Origin of the sequence: Paenibacillus sp. PSB04 (assembly GCF_025809195.1) — a bacterium.
Classification (GTDB): Bacteria; Bacillota; Bacilli; order Paenibacillales; family Paenibacillaceae; genus Paenibacillus_AQ; species Paenibacillus_AQ favisporus.
In genome coordinates, this window is record NZ_CP081301.1 from 2,579,977 (window position 1) to 2,596,797 (window position 16,821).

The following is a 16,821-nucleotide window of genomic DNA, read 5'->3' on the forward strand; positions in this document are numbered from 1 at the left end:
GGACAGCCCAAAAAAGACGATCATCCCCTTTAAAGGACGATCGTCTTTTGGTGCAGGCTGCGCGTTTAAAAACCGAAATCGAGGGGGCTGCCCGTCTCGGCGATGGACTTGATGTTGCTTAGAATCATCCACCAGAACTTCTCGGTTTTCAGGAACAAAGGGTTGCTGTCGGTCCATTGATCATTGATGAGGTGCAGTTTGGTGCACGATCCCACCGGCTCTAACCGGATCGTTACCCGGCTCTGCATCGTCTCGTGTTCGGCGAAGTGGGAGGGGCCGGGATGGTCGGTGTAGCTGAGTACCCTGTATTTTTCATAGGCCAAAATTTCTCCGTAAATGTGCACCGTGTTTTCCCCGTCAGGCCCAGGGCCGACAAACCGGATCGGGTCGCCTGCCTGCAGATTCGATTGAATGACGCCTCCCATAAAAGCGCGGAACGATTTCTCAGGGTTGAACAGCACGTCCCAAACCTCCTCGGGGCTGGCTCCAATGTAGAAGGTGTACTCTAACTGCATGTCGAATCCTCCTTGAAACAAAAATATTTACGTTGTATACATGTAACGTACCATTTCCGTCCTTCAGGTTTCTTGTAAAAACGCGTCATTAGGGGGAATTCGATGCGCTATCAGGTGAACCCTAACCGAGGGATATTGCATTTTGACCCGGCACAAACGAACGTTAGAATTACACGTCATCTGCCATCAGAACAGCTTCGGCATTTGATCCAGCATTACTGGTTCGTCGAATGGAATTTAGAGGGGCAGCTGCCGTATACGCAGGAGGTATTGCAGCATCCCGGGGTCAACATCGTGTTTGAACAAGGAAGTTCGTACGTCTGCGGAATCGAAAGCAGGAAAGCGGCTTATACGCTGCAGGGAAAGGGGCAGATTGTAGGAATTCTTTATCGTCCAGGTGCTTTTTACGGTTATACGTCAGAGCCCATGTCGGAACTGGTGGACCGTAAAGTGGATATCTCCAGGTATTTTCCGTTTGATGCGGAAACGGCAGAGAAGGGGATATTTGCGTCGAACCGTCTGGAAGAGAGGGTTGCCTTTATTGAAGGACTGCTGTCCATTAACATTCCGGAGCCGGATGACAAAGTGGACGAGCTGAACAAGATCGTCAGGGCGATCATGGAAGATCGTTCGTTGACCAGCGTAGATTTGCTGGTGAACCGGTTCAACGCATCCAAACGCACGCTGCAGCGCATGTTTAAACAGTACTTAGGGGTAAGCCCCAAATGGGTCATTCAGCGATACCGCATGCACGAGGCCAGCGACGCGATTGAAAATGGAGCTGATATCACGACGGTGGCCTTGGAGCTCGGTTATTTTGACCAAGCGCATTTCAGCAAAGATTTTAAGGCGATCGTAGGAACGTCTCCTCATGCCTACCGGCGGGGGGATTAAGGTAGTCGCACTTTATTTACAGATTTTGAAATATCATTGAACAGGTCTGTTCAGCCTGCAAACGTAAAGCGCCGGCAAGACGTTGTCTTGACCGGCGTTTTTGCAGATATATGAAAGTATGCGCTTTGGTGGCTTGGAATTTTATTGCATGAAGTCAGCAAAATCAGGAATGCTCGGATTCGCGATATAGTGCCCGCCTTCGACTTGAATGGTCTGGCCCGTAATGAATTTCGATTCATCCGAAGCCAGGAATAGGACGGTGTATCCGATATCGTCCGGTTCTCCGTGGTACGGGAGCTTGTTGTACTTGGCGAAAATGTCCAGCACTTGCGGCGGCATGTTGTTTTTAGCGGCGGGAGTGAGAATTAAGCCAGGTGCAACCGCATTGCAGCGGATGCCGGAGGCGCCGTATTGGGTGGCGATATATCTCGTTAGGTTCACGACTGCGGCTTTGGAAGCACCGTATGCCGAGCGAATGGAATCGCCCGTAAACCCTGCCATGGAAGCCGTATTGATGATGGATCCGCCGCCCGCCTCGATCATATGGGGGATCGCGAAGCGGCTGCCGAGCAGCACGCTTTTCAGATTGACATTCATGAGCCGGTCCCACTCCATCAAATCCATGTTCACAACATCCAAATCCTTCTGAAGATTGGTTAAGCCTACATTATTGAACAGCACCGTAATTGTGCCAAAGTGCTTGACGGTAAACTCGACAGCTTCCCGGATCGAGCTCTCGTCGCCTGCATCGAGGAACAGGCCGTAGGCTTCTCCGCCTTGTGCGTTGATCTCAGCAGCCGCCTGCTGTGCTCCTTCCACATTGAAATCCGCAATCACCACCTTGGCTCCCTCTTTAGCCAACAGTCTTGCGGAGGACAACCCAATTCCCGAAGCTCCTCCCGTAACAAGGGCAACTTTTCCTTCTACTCTTGCCATATGAAATGAACACCTGCCTTTTTGTTTAGAACATTAATATTTAGACATCTAAATAATATCAAAGTTTATTGGGGCAGGCAAGTTTAGGGCGCCCGCAGGACTGGAAAGTCATGGCTAATTATTAAAATTTAGTAAATCAGTTTTTGATTTGCTCTGTTAACATGATTTGTAGACGACCGGAAAGGGGCCTTAGGATTGAAAAAGGGAATAGGATTTGCTGCATGGTTTTTGTCTGCTGCTTTTGTGTTTTCAGGATGCGCTTCGGACAAGCCGGAGAGTGGTTCACAAGACGTCGAACAGTCCGCAATTTCTTCGATTGAAAAAGAGCAAGAGCCATCTAAGCTGCTCAGTGCTTCTGAAAATGGAGAGGTAAAACTTTTTGAAACTACAGATGGAGTCATTGTAGACGTTAACGGCAGCCAAAAGAAATTCGATTGGAACATACTTAAAGGTGTTTCTAATCCACAAGTGTCCTATGTTGATCTGACAGGGGATGGCAAAGAAGAAGCGGTCATCATTCTGGTTACGGGCTATGGTACTGAATTAGATACGAATGAAGCCCATATTTTAAACGGGAAAAACCTTTCGGAAATAAAGATACAACGTGTGGAGGAGATTCTTGCGGGTATAGAAACCGAAGTTAGCCAAAAGGGCGATGAACTGCTAGTGAAGGCTAAGGCTCAAGGGAAAGAATACAAATTCAGTAAAAAAGTCAGCGAGTTAGCGTTAATGCATAATTCAGATGGTCAATATGAAAACAAACTTTACTTTGGTAATGTCATTCTAAACAATGTAAAAGATCAGAAACTGACCGTTGATATAGTCGGATCTGTTAGACCCATTGATGACGTGCTTCCAGACTACGTATGCACTGTTCATGTAACGTATAAATATGATCAAGACCTACATGAGTTTGCTGCAGATCAAATACAAATTACCTCTGATCAATAAAAAAAGAAGCTGGCTCCAATTGGTCAGCTTCTTCTTGGCGTCGTACTTTACATCAAGTTATTTCTATAGTGCAGCAATTAAATCGCCCTGATCGCATCCATTAATAATGTCGTCGCTTTGCCCAAGAGGTGTTTATCTTTATAAACGATGCCTAGCGGAACGATAGGGTGGATGTCAGAAAATGGACGGATGACCAAAGAACCCTCCAGTTCGAGTCCGCTGTACATCGGAACGACCCCCACGCTGGATGCTTCCTTAAGCATTTGCTGAATGACAAAGAAACTTCCTACCTCCATACAAGCAAAAGGGTGGGGTTCCGTTTGGCTCACCGCCCTCTCCCAAAGCTTCCGATAGATACAAGTCGGTTCTTTGACCAGAACCGTAAGTCCCGCGAGGTCGCTTACCGCAATCTCATCCCGTTTGGCAAGCGGATGATCCACATGCATCATGACCCCGAGTTGATCCTCGAACAGCGGTTCAAAATCCAGCATGAATTTCGCCGAGGGAACCGAGCATATCCCAAAGTCCAGTTCGCCGGACCGAACCCTGTCCGCAATCGGCTGGCTGCCGCTCACTTCCATCGTTAACTGCACTTTCGGATGCAGCCTGCAATAATCGGCCACGACCGCCGCCAATCTTTGGCTTGCGATGGGTTCGATCGCGGCGAAACGAACGGTCCCGCCTTCTCCCGAAGCGATTTCGGAGACGGTCTGCCTTATGGATTGGACGGACTTCAGCAAAGTCCCGGCTTCTTGATGAAGCCATCGGCCAGCCTCGGTGACGATCACACGTTTGCGATCCCGAATAAATAAAGAAACACCCAGGTCGGCTTCCAAACGCTGGATCTGAAGGGTTACCGTAGAAGGTGCATACTGAAGCTCCTCGGCAGCTTTCTGGAAGTGGCCGAGACGTACGCAGGCTTCGAACGTTGTTAAGGCTCGCAAATCCATCTTCGTCCCCTCCTTAGTTTAAGATAATTAAACAATTCATTCATATAATTCAATTTTACAAAATAATCGCGCTCTTTTAAACTAATTTCAAACCAAACAATGGAAGGAAAATCAAATGATGGGCCAAAAATCGGCATGGAACGGGATCACCTTGTGGGCATCACTGTTATTTGTCGTGATCCTCGGTTTTTCCCGGCTCTCTTACGGCATGTTTCTGCCGGGAATTCAGCGGGAAATCGGGGGGAGCTACAGTCAATTGGGTATGTTGGGGACAATCAATTTTATCGGTTACTTGGCTGGGACCTTGTGCCTGCCTTCATTGATCTCGCGGTTTCCGGACCGGAAGCATGGCATCAATCGAACGACATGCTTTTTGCTCGGATTGGCCATGATCGGCTCGGCATTCAGTGATCATTTGGCCCAACTCGGTTTATGGCGTTTTGCCATAGGATTTCTATCAGCTCTCGCCACGGTGCTCGTCTTGTCTATCGCAATGGACGCCGTTCGGCCGGCTGAGCAGGGAGCGGCTTCGGGCTTGATTTGGCTGGGCGGCTCCGCCGGCATTCTGCTCACGGGTTTATCCGCACCCTTTACGATTGACCCGTCCCATTTACAGGGGTGGCGGTATGCTTGGGCAGCCATGGGCGTATTTGGCATCGCGGCGGCGTTCGGTTTTGCGGTGGTCACGAGCAAGCGGAGACAGGGAAGTTCATCGTCCCAGGCAGAAGTGAAAACCCCGGATCAACAACGCGTCAAAGTATACCGGCTTCTGTTCAGCCCCGAGAAGCTCTTGTTCTTAATCGGTTCTTATTTTTTCTTTGGTGCGGGATACATTATTTACTTCACGTATCTGATCCCTTATCTGGTAAGCAGGGGCATACCGGCCCTTTTCGCCGGATTAATCTGGTCCGGTATCGGCTTGGCGGGCATGTTTAACGGCTGGGTCGGCGGCAGGGCTATCGACCGGTGGCCGAGCGGGTATACGCTGGCGGCAGGGCTGTCCTTGGGAACCGTCGGGGTGCTCGGCATAACGACCGGGAATTTGTTCTTTACCGCACTAGGCGCGGTGACGATCGGGCTTGTTTCTTTTATTACTCCGCCGCTGATGACGACTTCGCTGCTTCGGCGCCACGTCCCACATCGTGCCTATGCAGCATGCCTCAGCATCGCCACCGCCTTTTTCGCGGCAGGACAAATGATGGGGCCCATCGTCGGCGGGGTAGGAGTGCAGCAGTACGGTTTGCAATTCGGCGCGGCGTCAGGCGCGATCTTTATGGGAATATCCGCCGGGTTGGCGGGCTTGTATGGACAGAAGCAGCGAAAAACGAAAACACGCGACCTGCATCTTGGCGCCTAAATCGTATATAAAGGAGGAACAGTACAATGACGGAGCATACTCCATGGGCACAAAGAAAATATTTTAAATCGGGAAATCTTCAGCTGTCCTATCTTGATTTTGGCGGCGACAGCAGGCAGGTGCTGGTGATGCTGCATGGGTACATGGCTAATGCAAGGACCTTCTCGGAGCTGGCGGCCCGATTCAAGGATTGGCGGGTGATTGCTCTGGACCAGCGGGGACATGGATGGAGCGACCATCCTCCCGGACAGGAATACGCCAGGGAAGATTATGTAATGGATATTTGGAATCTGATCCAGTCCGAGCTTGGGGGACAGCCGGTTACGATTTTGGGGCATTCTTTGGGTGGATTAAATGCTTATCAATTCGCAGCCCGTTATCCTGAACTGGTGATCTCCTTAATCGTGGAGGATATCGGCGCTGAGATTAATGCGGACTTTTCCTTTGCTGCCAAGCTTCCGTTCCGGTCTCCTTCCTTGAAGCAGCTGAGGGAATCGCTTGCAAGCGCAGGACTCCGGGCGATCGACTACTTTGCCGAAAGCGTGCTGGAGGATGAATGGGGTTGGGGCTTCCGAACGGATTTGAAAGGGCTACAGGTATCCGTCCCCCAATCCAACGGGGTGTGGTGGGACGACTGGCTGCGCTCAAGCTGCCCGATCCTCCTGATTCATGGCGGCAGGAGCTTTATCCTGGATACCGAACAGGCAAGACGCATGCAGGCAAGAAGATCGGGCACCAAGCTTGTCGTTTTCGAACAATGCGGTCACGGTGTCCATTCCGATGATTTAAACGGTTATGCTCAAGCGGTGAGCGGCTTTCTGGCTGACCCGTATAGCAACTGAAAAAGCGCCGGCATCCAAACACAAGAAGGTTAACCTTAGGAGCGCTTCTTGCGCTTTAAGATTAACCTTATTTTTTGTTACTTGGTTACGACACCCAAACTATTGCACCGAACGTTGATTCACGGTAAAGCAGAATTAATATAACCGTTCTTCGCCGGTTATTGGATTTTTGAACGCGGACTTGATGTCGCTGCGGCTGAGTTCTCCGGCGAATTCGGTGTCCGGGGCTTCCGAACCCTTGTTACGGTTTGCTTTGGCCGCTTGTTCTTTCGCTTCGGCTTCGTTGGCTAAGTGGTTATCCTTTTCCATTTCGTTTCGATGCCTCCCTTGTCTAACATCCATTTATCATTAGGATGCAACTTCCAGTCTGCGTCTATGCATCCTTGCACGGATATTAAACGGCTATATTTTTTCTTTCCCTATCCCCCTAAAGGCCAATGAACTATGATCAGAATAACGAAAATTCAGGAAGCGAATCGGGAGGGAAAAGATGTTCGAATCGATTTACGATCAATTGAACCGATGGGGGAAAGACGATACATTTTTCGTGCGCATCATTGAGCGGATCAAGCCTGACGGAATAGCTGATTTAGGCTGCGGAACCGGAAGGCTGACGCTGCATTTGGCGGGTAAAGGTTATCACGTGACCGGTTTGGATCCCGACGAGGCGTCGATTCGGATCGCCAAGCAGAAGGACACAAAGAACGCTGTGCTATGGGAGATTGGAACGTCCGAGAAACTGGGGGCGGAGCGGTTTGATGTAGTGATGATGACGTCCAACGTGGCACAGGTTTTTGTGACGGACACGGAATGGACAGCCACGCTGCACAACATTTTTCAGTCCTTGAGGCCGGGAGGGTACCTTCTGTTTGACACCAGAAATCCTCTCGCACGCGCTTGGGAACGCTGGACCAAGGAACACTCTCTTCGTGAAGTCGTGGATCCGGCAACGAAGGCGAACATCAGAACCTGGCATGAGACGACCTCGGTTCATCTGCCTCTGGTGACGTACGATACTTTTTATGAAAATTTGGATACCCATGAAGTTCGGAACGAAGACGACACGCTAATTTTTAGGGAGAGGGAGACGCTCAGGCAGGATCTGCTTGCTGCAGGCTTTCAGCAGGTGAATATATACGGAGACTGGGAATTCCAGCAGGCGGGGCTCCATGCCAAATCCTTTATCTTTGCTGCTAAAAAGTAAAAAGAAACAGAATTACTCGCATGGTTTCTGCAATGAAACAGCCTGTCGGCATAAGCCGGCAGGCTGTTCTGCTAACGTGCGAGATTCATGAGAACGCCGAGGGTTAGATGCTGAACCGCCCCGGATTTTACGAAAGAGCTGTTTACTCTGCGGTTTCGTCCAAGTCTTCCGTATAGGCCAAAATGCCGCGCTTGAAATAATGCAGCTTTTCATCCGTAGTCGATTCCATGAGATTGGTAATCAGGAGTTCGACGCTTTCTTTATACTGCTTGCCGTTGTATAGCGCCATGGCCAGAAAAACCTGGAGTGCCCGGTTGTCAGGGAACTCCTGAACGCCCCTGCGGAGCGTTGCGATCGACTTCTCATATTGGCCCCAGTACCGGTAGGTGCTCCCCAGACCGAGCAGACAGCGCTCCAGATCGTTACCGGAAAGGCCGAGCTGCAGGGCGCGTTCGTAGTAGGGGATGGCTTCTTTCCCCAATCCCGAGTTGTCATGGGCGATCGCGGTCTGGTAGTTCACCTGCGCATCATTCGGATCTTCGTTCAGCAGCTCTAACAGCCGGGCGCGCACATCGGCCAGAAGCTCCTGATCCTGGTTGGCGCGCCCCTTTTCACGGAGAGCAATTAATTGCTGCAGCTGGTCTTTTGGCACGTTGCTTCACTCCTCTTTTTTCCACATGAGGGAATTCTAACACAGCATCTGAAGGGCGTCTATTTGAAGTCTGGTTCAAATGGTATGATGACGAATAGAAAGCTTGCTCTTTGGGTTAGAGAGGGTGAAATGATGCGAGTAATTACTTTATGCGGGTCTACTAAATTCAAAAGGCAGTTTGAACAGGCCAACGCTTATTTAACACTTAAAGGAAATATTGTGATAAGCCTAGCGTTCTTTGAGCAAAGTGAAGGAATCGAATTGACGACAGAACAGGCAGAACTGCTTGGCGAACTTCATTTTAAAAAAATTGATTTTTCCGATGAAATCTTTGTCATTGATGTCGAAGGTTATATGGGGAGCAGCACAAAAAAAGAAATTGAGTATGCTGAAAGAACCGGGAAGACGGTTCGGTATTACTCAAAGACGGATATCCCTGAGAAATAGATGGGGAGCATACGGCCGTCGTCACGTTCGTTTCGCGGTATGCCACCATGGATGCCTTAGTTGGAGCCATTAATCGTCAGCTGCAAGGTGCATCTGTAGCCGCAGCGGCGGAAACGGTGAACGCCAATCAGTTCAGGCTGGTTGCCAACTCGGCGGACATTCTGCTAACCGTTTCTGGAGTGGATAAAAATCATTTTTTCGAAGAATAAGCATGCAAAGCCCGATTCCACCAACAGGTGAATCGGGCTTTTTTCAGTACCTCATGCCAATCAGACTGGGTAGAAAGGCCAGAGAAGGGAAGGATGTAGGATTTAAGCGCTCATCACGCCCTGGTATGATAACCCCGGACAATGAGCGCAACTACCCCGGCAAAAACGACAATAAGTCCGGAATAGATGGAAATCGCTTGATAAAAGCCAATCCACTCGGCGCCGATGCCTAGTGCAAGCACCGGGATACCGGCACCCAGGTAGGTGACCGCATAAAAGATCGACATCATATCCGCCCGGCTTCCGGATGGGGACATTTCATTGATCCAAGACATACTTCCTGACGCGGCCGGCCCATGCCCGCTTCCCGCCAACACGGTGCTTAATAGAAGGAGGAAAACCGACTGCGTAGGAATTGCAATGACAACGCCCACGATGCCGAGCGTAAGCAAAGCAAAACCTGTATAGATGGCTGACGATGCCGACAAGGACTTGAACAGAATCTGGGATAATGTTGAAAATCCGAGCATTAAGCAAACAACAGCGCCCGATAAGGCCAAATTATGAAGATTCATTTGGGTGGCGATGACCGTCGGCACCAGCGTCATAAAAAACACGGCTACCGCCCATGCGATGATCGACGCCAACACCGAGATCGTAAACGGCTTCCGGATCACGGCCGGCACGCTAGGCAGCTTCAGCCGCTGGGGTGCGCCTGCAATTTTGCGGGTTTCCGGTACGGCTAATAACCCAAGGAAGGCAAATCCTAAAAGCACTAAATGCAAATCATAGGGAAGCCGAATGGGGGAGGATGAATATTCACCCAATAGACCGGAATATAGCGGACCGATGGCCGTCCCGATTGCGATGGACACCGATGCCACCAGCGAGGCCGTTTTGCTGCTTGCCGGGCGCAGCTCAGACAGTGTCGCAACAGCTGTCCCATTGATGATACCGACGCCAACGCCCTGAATCGCCCGTGAAGCAAGCAGCATGGCGAGGTTATGGGATACCGAGAACATGAGCGAACCCGCTCCGGCTGCGATCACGCCGGCCAGCAGCACCTTTTTACGTCCAATACGATCCGAGAGCTGACCAAACACGAAGCTTGCGGGTATCAAAAAAAGGACATACATAATAAAAAGAAAGGACGTCACTCCCGTTGAAAAGTGCCACAATTGCCCATAAAGGCTATAAAGGGGAGCCGGAATATTCGTACCCATCATAATAATCAAAAGGGCGTAAGCCACAAACCAAAATGACATGCGATTAACTGTACGTGATTTAGACATAGAAAATCTCCTTATGTTAATCATAGTAGTAATTTTAATAAAAAATGTAATGATTTTTATTACATATATACGTAAAAGAATTAAAATATAATAGATGATTTTTGCCTCTCCAGCATTATTGTAATATTTTTTATTACAATTATCCGAAAAATAAAGAAGCAGGCTGTTCCTAATCCTGCTCTCCGATCCTGTGCAACACATCGGCAATCGTATAATCCTTCAGATTGGCCACGACCCGTTGTTCGGTCGTTTCAAAGATACCGTCCATAGCTCGCTCGATATTCGCGCCGATGGCACATTTTTGATTGGCGTCGGGCCATTTGGGCTTCAGGGATCCCTCTGAGGTCAAGACATAGAGCTTATCCAGGGTAATTGTCCGCGGATCCTGGATGAGGATGAAGCCTCCCTTAGCTCCATGCTTGGATTGAATGAAGCCATGCTTTCTGAGCAAAGACAGTACTTTGCGAACGCGCACCGGATGGACGGCCACACTTTTGGCTATATTATCACTGGTTTTCAGATTGTCCGGCGCATAAGCCAGAAATACAAGGCTGTGCACAGCCACGATAAAATCGCTGTTCATTTGCATCACCATTTGTAATATAAATTATTACATTTATTTTGTCAACGTAAGTGCCATCTGGGAGCCTGGGATCGCTATGATGTGCCTCCAGCCTAACCGTCATGCGGATTTTGCCCTATGTTGGCGTTAAAGTAATCGATCAGCCAATTCGTCAATTGCCGCTGGGAGCCGCTAATATATCGATCCGCATAATACATCAGCTCAAGATAACGCACCGGCGTCGGTCCAGTAATTGGGATCGATGCAATTTCGGGCCGCTCCGGATTTTGTCTTAGCAATCCAGCCGGTTGAATCGTCGCGCCTACCCCTGCTGATACTAATTGCAGCAGCGAAGTGGCTGAACTGGCCTCCATCACCGTCGTTAATTCGAAGCCCTCTTGTCTGCATACATCGTCAACCAGGTCGCGGCCGAGATACCCTTTTGGATACATCACTAAGGCATGCTCCTTCAGTTCCTCCAGCGTGACCTCCTTCCTGTCGGCGAGCTCGCTTGCCGAATTCACGAATAGATGATAGGGCTCGCATCCAAGCGGAATTTGGGTCAGCCTCTTATCGACCTGCCCGCGCAATCCAATGCCGAGATCTACTTTATGGTTAAGCACTTCGTCCTGGACGAAGATCGTTGAGAAGGCCTGCAGCTGGATGTCAGGATAGGTGGATTTGAACTGGACAAACAGCGGAACGAGCTGAAAATCCAGGTCAGAAGGAAGCACGGCCAGCCGAACGGTGCCTTGTTTGCCGGACTGGAGCTCTTTGATGGCATTTTTGGCATCCCGTTCCGCCTGCAGCATTTTCGTTCCATACTCCCGCAGAAGCCTACCGGCTTCCGTCGCAACCACCTTCTTGCCGATGCGGTCGAAGAGCGGCATGCCGAACTCCGCTTCAAGGATGCGAATCTGCTGGCTTAGTGTGGGCTGGGAGATGCCTAGCTCATCGGCGGCTTTCGTAAAATGAAGATGCTCATATACGGCCATAAAGTACTGTATATTTCGAGTGTCCATGCAAGGTCTCCTGATTTCAATAGTATTTTACTATCATAATAATATAAATTATAGGATTGAACAATGAAAGGTGGTTCCATATACTGAATGTACATAAAGCAGATGGGTGGAGGAAATCGATGAGAAAGTTCTATTTATTATTAGCTATATTTATCGCGGCGTTGAACCTGAGGCCAATTCTTACGTCTGTTGCCCCTTTGCTCGGTACCATACAGAGCGATTTGGGAATGAGCGGGTTGACCGCAAGTCTGCTCACGACGCTGCCTGTATTATGTATGGGGATTTTTGCTCCTGCAGCGACGGCGCTGAGTGATCGGCTGGGGCTGGAACGCACGATTGCCTTAGCCTTGCTGCTTATTACAGGAGGCACTGCTTTGCGAGGAATCGTCGGCTCCGTCACGATCCTGGTGGTTACAGCGCTGGTAGGCGGGATCGGGATCAGTTTGGCAGGGCCTTTATTGTCCGGTTTTATTAAAAAATATTTCCCGACGAAGCCCGGCATCGTCAGCATCTACTCCGCATCGATGACTGTGGGGGCAGCATTAGCATCCGCCTTCTCCATTCCGATATACGACCGGAGTCATCACAGTTTAACGTTGACCTTGTCATGCTGGGCTATTTTGGGTGTTATTGCCCTCTTGATCTGGTCGGCATTTCTCCGGAACAAGGCCGAGCGGAAGAGATTGGTTCGTTCCAGGCTGCCCATCCGTAATAAAAGAGCGATATTATTAACGTTATTTTTCGGTTTTATGGCGAGCATGTTCTATTCCATTACCGCATGGATATCACCGATTGCGCACAGCTTCGGGTACAGTCCGTCGAGCTCGGCGGTGTTCCTTACCTTGTTTACGATTATCCAAGTTCCTGTCTCCTTAATCGTTCCGGGTCTGGTGTCCCGCTTTGGCAAAAGAAGATTGTTTCTGGTTTTGTGCAGCGTGTTTGAGTTGATCGGTATTGTAATGTTATTGTTCCACCTGCCGATGCTGCCGGCTATCATCTGTTTGGGAATCGGGGCAGGCGGATTATTTCCGCTGGCGCTGATGCTGCCGATTGTCGAGACGAACACTTCGGAGGAAGCGGGGGCATGGGCCGCGATGTCTCAGTGTGGAGGTTACATTATCGGCGCATTCGGTCCGCTGCTGGTTGGAACGATCCATGATTACAGCGGAAGCTTTCACGCTGCGCTTCTCGCGATGCTCGTCATCATCGTGGCGATGATCGGGGTGCAGCTGCTGATCGCAGGCAAAGAGGCTGAGGATTGGGCAGGTTCTTAAAGGCTATTAGGGAGATTGACTAGGGATGATAGAACCGGCCTCGCGCCGGTTCTTCTTTTAATATTAGTAATACAACCGCAGCTTAGCGTTAGCGGACAGGATACTTTAATCATAGTCATTTTCTACCATACCGTTCCCTATTTCTTCGAGTAATATAGTTGTAGTTCTTGCAGCGTTTGAATGGTCAAACCGATAAGATTAAAGGGAACTCGTATTAGTTAGCTCCATAAACTGCGAAATGCCCTGCCGTGGAAAGAGGGGTATATTTGAGCCAATTATCGCCCGAGACGGTCATCCGTAATTTTCAACATGCAGACATGCCTTTACTGGGTGATCTGTACCAATCGGTAACAGCCAAGGGAAATGCCGTCTTTTGGTGGGTCGGAGATGAAGACAACTGGAATAACGTGTATTGTGCATTTGAAAAGGGGAAAATGGTCGCAAAGGGTCAAGTGAGCATCATAAACGTTGTGCCTCCGGGTCGCTCCAAGGAGAACCGTCATTCCTTTTATATGAATCTTAAAACCATTCCGGAAAGAAACAATGACATGGATCTGCTTGAAAAAGTCTATCCGTATCTCCTGGCCAGAGCCCATCAATTAAAAGAGACTTTGTCTGATGAATACAGAACGATGCTTTGTGTAGGGAACGATTCATCAGAAACCGCAAACAATCAGTTTTTTATCCAAAAAGGATACCTCCATCTAAATAGTCTATACCGTATGAATCGAAACCTGACTGAATCCATTCCTGAGTTAGAGCTTCAAGATGGGTATCAGTTTGCGTATTGGCAGATGGAGACACCTTCCGAGGAACAACAATATTTGGACGTAGAAGCTGAAATCTGGCCAGATACGCCGCTGGGACTGAATAGACTTTCCGAATATAAGAAAAATAAAATTTGGACGTCTATGGTCATACGCGAGTCGGACATTATTGTTGGTGGGTTGATGACATGGCAGGAGGAAGAACATGGCGTGATTGAGGACGTATTTGTCCGTGAATCATGGAGGAATCGCGGCATGGCCAAGTATTTGTTAACACAGGCTTTGAGATATCTCCGGTCTAATCAATTGAATAACGCGAATCTCATGGTACTAACTTCAAACAAAACAGCATTATCGCTGTATGAATCCGTAGGTTTTTACACGGAGCTGGAAGAGGTAAGATACTTCATACCATTAGAGTAGGCAGCACAAAAAGGAGGGCTAAGCACAAAGTCATTAAGTTAAGGCTGCGGTCCAAAAATCAAGAAAAGAGCAGGTTGTCGAAAAGATAGCCCGCTCCTTTTTTGCGAAAAAAGGAGGTTTCGCAATGAATGAGTACGCGAATTCGCTAAAAGAAACGTGGACATCCCTACCGTTGGTCTGACGAATTTTCACGCAAAGAAACAGGAGTCTATCACCCGAAGAGATTTTCGCAAGAATGATCATGTACAATTTCGCTGAAATGATGACCTTGCACGTCGTCATTTCGTGCTGTCAGTAATGATCTGCCCGGTTGAGCTAAGCTGTGGCGGGTCTGTAGGTTACCAAGAGGGAACCCACCTTAAGTGTTTTGGTGTCCACGAGATGGAATTCCTTCTGTTCCTTAAGATTGTCAAACAAATGCTCACCTACGTTGACCACAACCGGATGCATGACTATCTGATATTCGTCAATAAGATTTGCGTTTGCAAGTGATCGCACGAGCGTTGGACTACCGAAAATAACGATGTCACCACCGTCCCCATTTTTTAGGTCCTTAATTTGCTCTTCTATATTACTGCCAGTTAATTGTTTTGGAGCTTGAAATTCTCCCCATTTTAGATTTTCGTGTGGGCAGGTGCTTGTTACAACGAGTTTGTGGGCGTTGTTTATCTTATCACCCAGGCCTGAACCTCGAGTATTCGGCCACTTTCTAGAGAGGTCTTCGTAGGTTCCGCGGCCAAGCAAAATGGTATCAGCTGTCTCGAAAATATTTAATAGATACTGAGACCCTTCCTCAATGCCAGCGCTATTTCTCCAGGCCGCCCAGTCGGTTTTGTCCTCGCTTGGGTCGCCAGTGACAACTCCATTCAAAGTACTGTGAATGAATAGAATAATTTTACGCATGCGATCGTCCTTTCTGCTTGATCATCGTAATTTAGTTTCTTATTTATTTAGACGAAATTAGATTACGATATTCATCGGTGTATTTGTGCAGGAAGCCCAAATCGGGAAAATAACTGGATATGATACGCCGTTTTTCGCATCGGCCGAAGACCGCCCATCCTTAACGGGGAGTATGGCAAAATCAGAGTTTCCAAAGTATATTCGGGAGGTTGTGGAGCTAAAGAAGCAGTATCATGGGAAAATCGAGGTGCTGCTAGGCATCGAAGCGGACTTCTTGCCGGAGCATCTGGAATTGTACCGATCGTTGATCGCTGCTTATCCGTTGGATTACGTCATTGGCTCCGTGCATGAGTTCGCCGGCATTGGCATTTATGACTCGGCGTATTGGGAAAGCCTGACCGCGGCACGAAAAATGGAAGTGAAAAAGTTGTTTTATGATTATATCGCCCAGTCCGCGAAATGCGGTTTGTATGACATTTTGGGCCATGTGGATTCCTTGAACCGCTATTTCAACGGATACTCGGAGCTGCGCACCGAAGCGGCCGACGTCATGCTGAAGGCGGTTGCGGAAAGCGATGTAGTGATTGAAATCAATTCCTCCGACAACCACTGGGTGCCGGACGGTGATTTGCTGGAACGCGCGCACCGTTACGGGGTGAAGGTGACCTTTGGCTCAGATGCGCACGAACCCGAGCGCGTAGGCGAGCATTTCGCGGCAGTTGCCGGCCATTTGTATGACATTGGCTACCGCGAATGGGCCATATTCCGCCATCGCGAGCGGTTCATGGTTCCGATCGCCCGGTGAGTATGCCATTGAAAGGCAAGGATTAAGTAGGAAGCCGCGGGTCCTCGTCATGAGGAACCGCGGCTTTTTTTGGTGAACGGAAGATTTTTATCCCCTATCTAAATTCAGAAAATCCTCTTTCAAGAGCCCCATCACGATGTTGTCAACGTACTGTCCATCAATATAGGAATGCTCGCGCAGCCTTCCCTCAATAACGAAGCCGCACTTCTCGTAGGCGCGGATAGCCCTTGGGTTGCCGCCCCAAGTTTCGAGCTGAACTCGCCGCAGGTTCATCGTCTGGAACACATACCGGATCAGCGCTTTCAAGGCATCCGATCCCCAGCCTTGTCCCCAGAAGTCCTTGTTTCCAATACCGATGCCGACGGTACAGCGGCGGGAGACGATGTTCACGTCCCGGTACTCAATGAAACCGATATGCTCGGGTTGTTCGCCGCGCGTATAAATGGAGAATCGTCCTTTTTCCCGCTTATCCAGTTCCAGGATTTCCTTTCTGTATGCATCCTCCAAATATTCCAGTGGAACATGGCTGAACAAGAACAGGGCCGAACCCGCTTCCAGCTTGGCTGTTTCCTCATCATTCCTCCAGGCGTATGCCCGTCTGTAATCATCCAGAGAGACGGGGCGCAGTTCGACCTTTTCACCAGTAATCAATGGGATCTACCTCCATACCTGTTTTTGATCGTCGCCATCTTGATGAATTAATTATTACAGAAAGGGGAGCGAGGGACAAATGCTCTTGAATGACTGTACGGATGAATTGCCTGTGTACACTTAACATTAATAATGGAAATTGGTAGGATAAGGGATGGGGATTGG

20 protein-coding genes are annotated in these 16,821 nt (G+C 49.2%); 10 read left to right on the plus strand and 10 right to left on the minus strand.

The genetic code is table 11. The features are described from left to right. Positions 1-65 precede the first annotated feature (65 nt). Positions 66-515, minus strand: coding sequence for an SRPBCC domain-containing protein (locus K2F33_RS12085; RefSeq protein WP_212985316.1), 450 nt, complete (start codon positions 513-515; stop codon positions 66-68). Positions 516-617: 102 nt separating this feature from the next. Between K2F33_RS12085 and K2F33_RS12090 the strand changes: the two genes are divergently transcribed. Continuing rightward, complete coding sequence (locus K2F33_RS12090; RefSeq protein WP_263881809.1) at positions 618-1,409, plus strand: AraC family transcriptional regulator; 792 nt, start codon at positions 618-620, stop codon at positions 1,407-1,409. A 141-nt stretch (positions 1,410-1,550) separates the two neighbouring features. Here the strand turns inward: K2F33_RS12090 and K2F33_RS12095 are convergent, their stop codons facing one another. Further along, positions 1,551-2,345 (minus strand): SDR family NAD(P)-dependent oxidoreductase, encoded by a 795-nt coding sequence (locus K2F33_RS12095; protein ID WP_263881810.1) that lies wholly within the window; start codon positions 2,343-2,345, stop codon positions 1,551-1,553. A 195-nt stretch (positions 2,346-2,540) separates the two neighbouring features. Between K2F33_RS12095 and K2F33_RS12100 the strand changes: the two genes are divergently transcribed. Then, complete coding sequence (locus K2F33_RS12100) at positions 2,541-3,296, plus strand: hypothetical protein (RefSeq protein ID WP_263881811.1); 756 nt, start codon at positions 2,541-2,543, stop codon at positions 3,294-3,296. A gap of 77 nt (positions 3,297-3,373) precedes the next feature. Here the strand turns inward: K2F33_RS12100 and K2F33_RS12105 are convergent, their stop codons facing one another. Beyond that, on the minus strand, positions 3,374-4,246 hold the full coding sequence (locus K2F33_RS12105; RefSeq protein WP_263881812.1) for a LysR family transcriptional regulator: 873 nt from the start codon (positions 4,244-4,246) through the stop codon (positions 3,374-3,376). A gap of 115 nt (positions 4,247-4,361) precedes the next feature. Between K2F33_RS12105 and K2F33_RS12110 the strand changes: the two genes are divergently transcribed. Then, complete coding sequence (locus tag K2F33_RS12110; protein WP_263881813.1) at positions 4,362-5,603, plus strand: YbfB/YjiJ family MFS transporter; 1,242 nt, start codon at positions 4,362-4,364, stop codon at positions 5,601-5,603. Between the two features lie 26 nt (positions 5,604-5,629). Next, entirely contained in the window at positions 5,630-6,445 is an 816-nt protein-coding gene (locus K2F33_RS12115; protein WP_263881814.1) for an alpha/beta fold hydrolase, read from the plus strand. A 135-nt stretch (positions 6,446-6,580) separates the two neighbouring features. Here K2F33_RS12115 and K2F33_RS12120 read toward each other — a convergent pair whose 3' ends face one another. After that, entirely contained in the window at positions 6,581-6,754 is a 174-nt protein-coding gene (locus K2F33_RS12120) for a hypothetical protein (RefSeq protein WP_167372913.1), read from the minus strand. A 181-nt stretch (positions 6,755-6,935) separates the two neighbouring features. On the opposite strand from K2F33_RS12120, the gene K2F33_RS12125 reads away from it, so the two are divergent. Continuing rightward, the gene (locus K2F33_RS12125) at positions 6,936-7,649 is read left to right on the plus strand and encodes a class I SAM-dependent methyltransferase (RefSeq protein ID WP_263881815.1); all 714 of its coding nucleotides are present in this window, start codon (positions 6,936-6,938) and stop codon (positions 7,647-7,649) included. A gap of 142 nt (positions 7,650-7,791) precedes the next feature. On the opposite strand, the gene K2F33_RS12130 is transcribed toward K2F33_RS12125, so the two are convergent. Then, entirely contained in the window at positions 7,792-8,301 is a 510-nt protein-coding gene (locus K2F33_RS12130; protein WP_263881816.1) for a tetratricopeptide repeat protein, read from the minus strand. A gap of 132 nt (positions 8,302-8,433) precedes the next feature. On the opposite strand from K2F33_RS12130, the gene K2F33_RS12135 reads away from it, so the two are divergent. Together K2F33_RS12135 and K2F33_RS12140 are read left to right on the plus strand one after the other, a co-directional pair. After that, positions 8,434-8,748, plus strand: coding sequence for a hypothetical protein (locus tag K2F33_RS12135; RefSeq protein WP_263882345.1), 315 nt, complete (start codon positions 8,434-8,436; stop codon positions 8,746-8,748). A gap of 47 nt (positions 8,749-8,795) precedes the next feature. Continuing rightward, entirely contained in the window at positions 8,796-8,957 is a 162-nt protein-coding gene (locus K2F33_RS12140) for a hypothetical protein (protein ID WP_263881817.1), read from the plus strand. Positions 8,958-9,070: 113 nt separating this feature from the next. Here K2F33_RS12140 and K2F33_RS12145 read toward each other — a convergent pair whose 3' ends face one another. The 3 genes from K2F33_RS12145 to K2F33_RS12155 all read right to left on the minus strand — a co-directional run bounded on the left by K2F33_RS12145 (position 9,071) and on the right by K2F33_RS12155 (position 11,833). Beyond that, a complete protein-coding gene (locus K2F33_RS12145; protein ID WP_263881818.1) occupies positions 9,071-10,450 on the minus strand; it encodes an MFS transporter in 1,380 nt (459 codons plus the stop codon). Further along, positions 10,419-10,832: an RrF2 family transcriptional regulator gene (locus K2F33_RS12150; RefSeq protein ID WP_263881819.1), complete on the minus strand. Its 414-nt coding sequence runs from the start codon at positions 10,830-10,832 to the stop codon at positions 10,419-10,421. The genes K2F33_RS12145 and K2F33_RS12150 overlap by 32 nt, the downstream gene beginning before the upstream one ends. Before the next feature lie 92 nt (positions 10,833-10,924). After that, positions 10,925-11,833, minus strand: coding sequence for a LysR family transcriptional regulator (locus tag K2F33_RS12155; RefSeq protein ID WP_263881820.1), 909 nt, complete (start codon positions 11,831-11,833; stop codon positions 10,925-10,927). A gap of 119 nt (positions 11,834-11,952) precedes the next feature. On the opposite strand from K2F33_RS12155, the gene K2F33_RS12160 reads away from it, so the two are divergent. Continuing rightward, positions 11,953-13,107, plus strand: coding sequence for an MFS transporter (locus K2F33_RS12160; protein ID WP_263881821.1), 1,155 nt, complete (start codon positions 11,953-11,955; stop codon positions 13,105-13,107). Positions 13,108-13,373: 266 nt separating this feature from the next. Beyond that, on the plus strand, positions 13,374-14,297 hold the full coding sequence (locus K2F33_RS12165) for a GNAT family N-acetyltransferase (RefSeq protein WP_263881822.1): 924 nt from the start codon (positions 13,374-13,376) through the stop codon (positions 14,295-14,297). Positions 14,298-14,612: 315 nt separating this feature from the next. Here K2F33_RS12165 and K2F33_RS12170 read toward each other — a convergent pair whose 3' ends face one another. Beyond that, the gene (locus K2F33_RS12170; RefSeq protein WP_076173848.1) at positions 14,613-15,200 is read right to left on the minus strand and encodes a dihydrofolate reductase family protein; all 588 of its coding nucleotides are present in this window, start codon (positions 15,198-15,200) and stop codon (positions 14,613-14,615) included. A 172-nt stretch (positions 15,201-15,372) separates the two neighbouring features. Between K2F33_RS12170 and K2F33_RS12175 the strand changes: the two genes are divergently transcribed. Continuing rightward, positions 15,373-16,005, plus strand: coding sequence for a histidinol-phosphatase HisJ family protein (locus K2F33_RS12175; RefSeq protein WP_263881823.1), 633 nt, complete (start codon positions 15,373-15,375; stop codon positions 16,003-16,005). A gap of 87 nt (positions 16,006-16,092) precedes the next feature. On the opposite strand, the gene K2F33_RS12180 is transcribed toward K2F33_RS12175, so the two are convergent. Continuing rightward, complete coding sequence (locus tag K2F33_RS12180; RefSeq protein ID WP_089548765.1) at positions 16,093-16,656, minus strand: GNAT family N-acetyltransferase; 564 nt, start codon at positions 16,654-16,656, stop codon at positions 16,093-16,095. Positions 16,657-16,821: the final 165 nt, after the last annotated feature.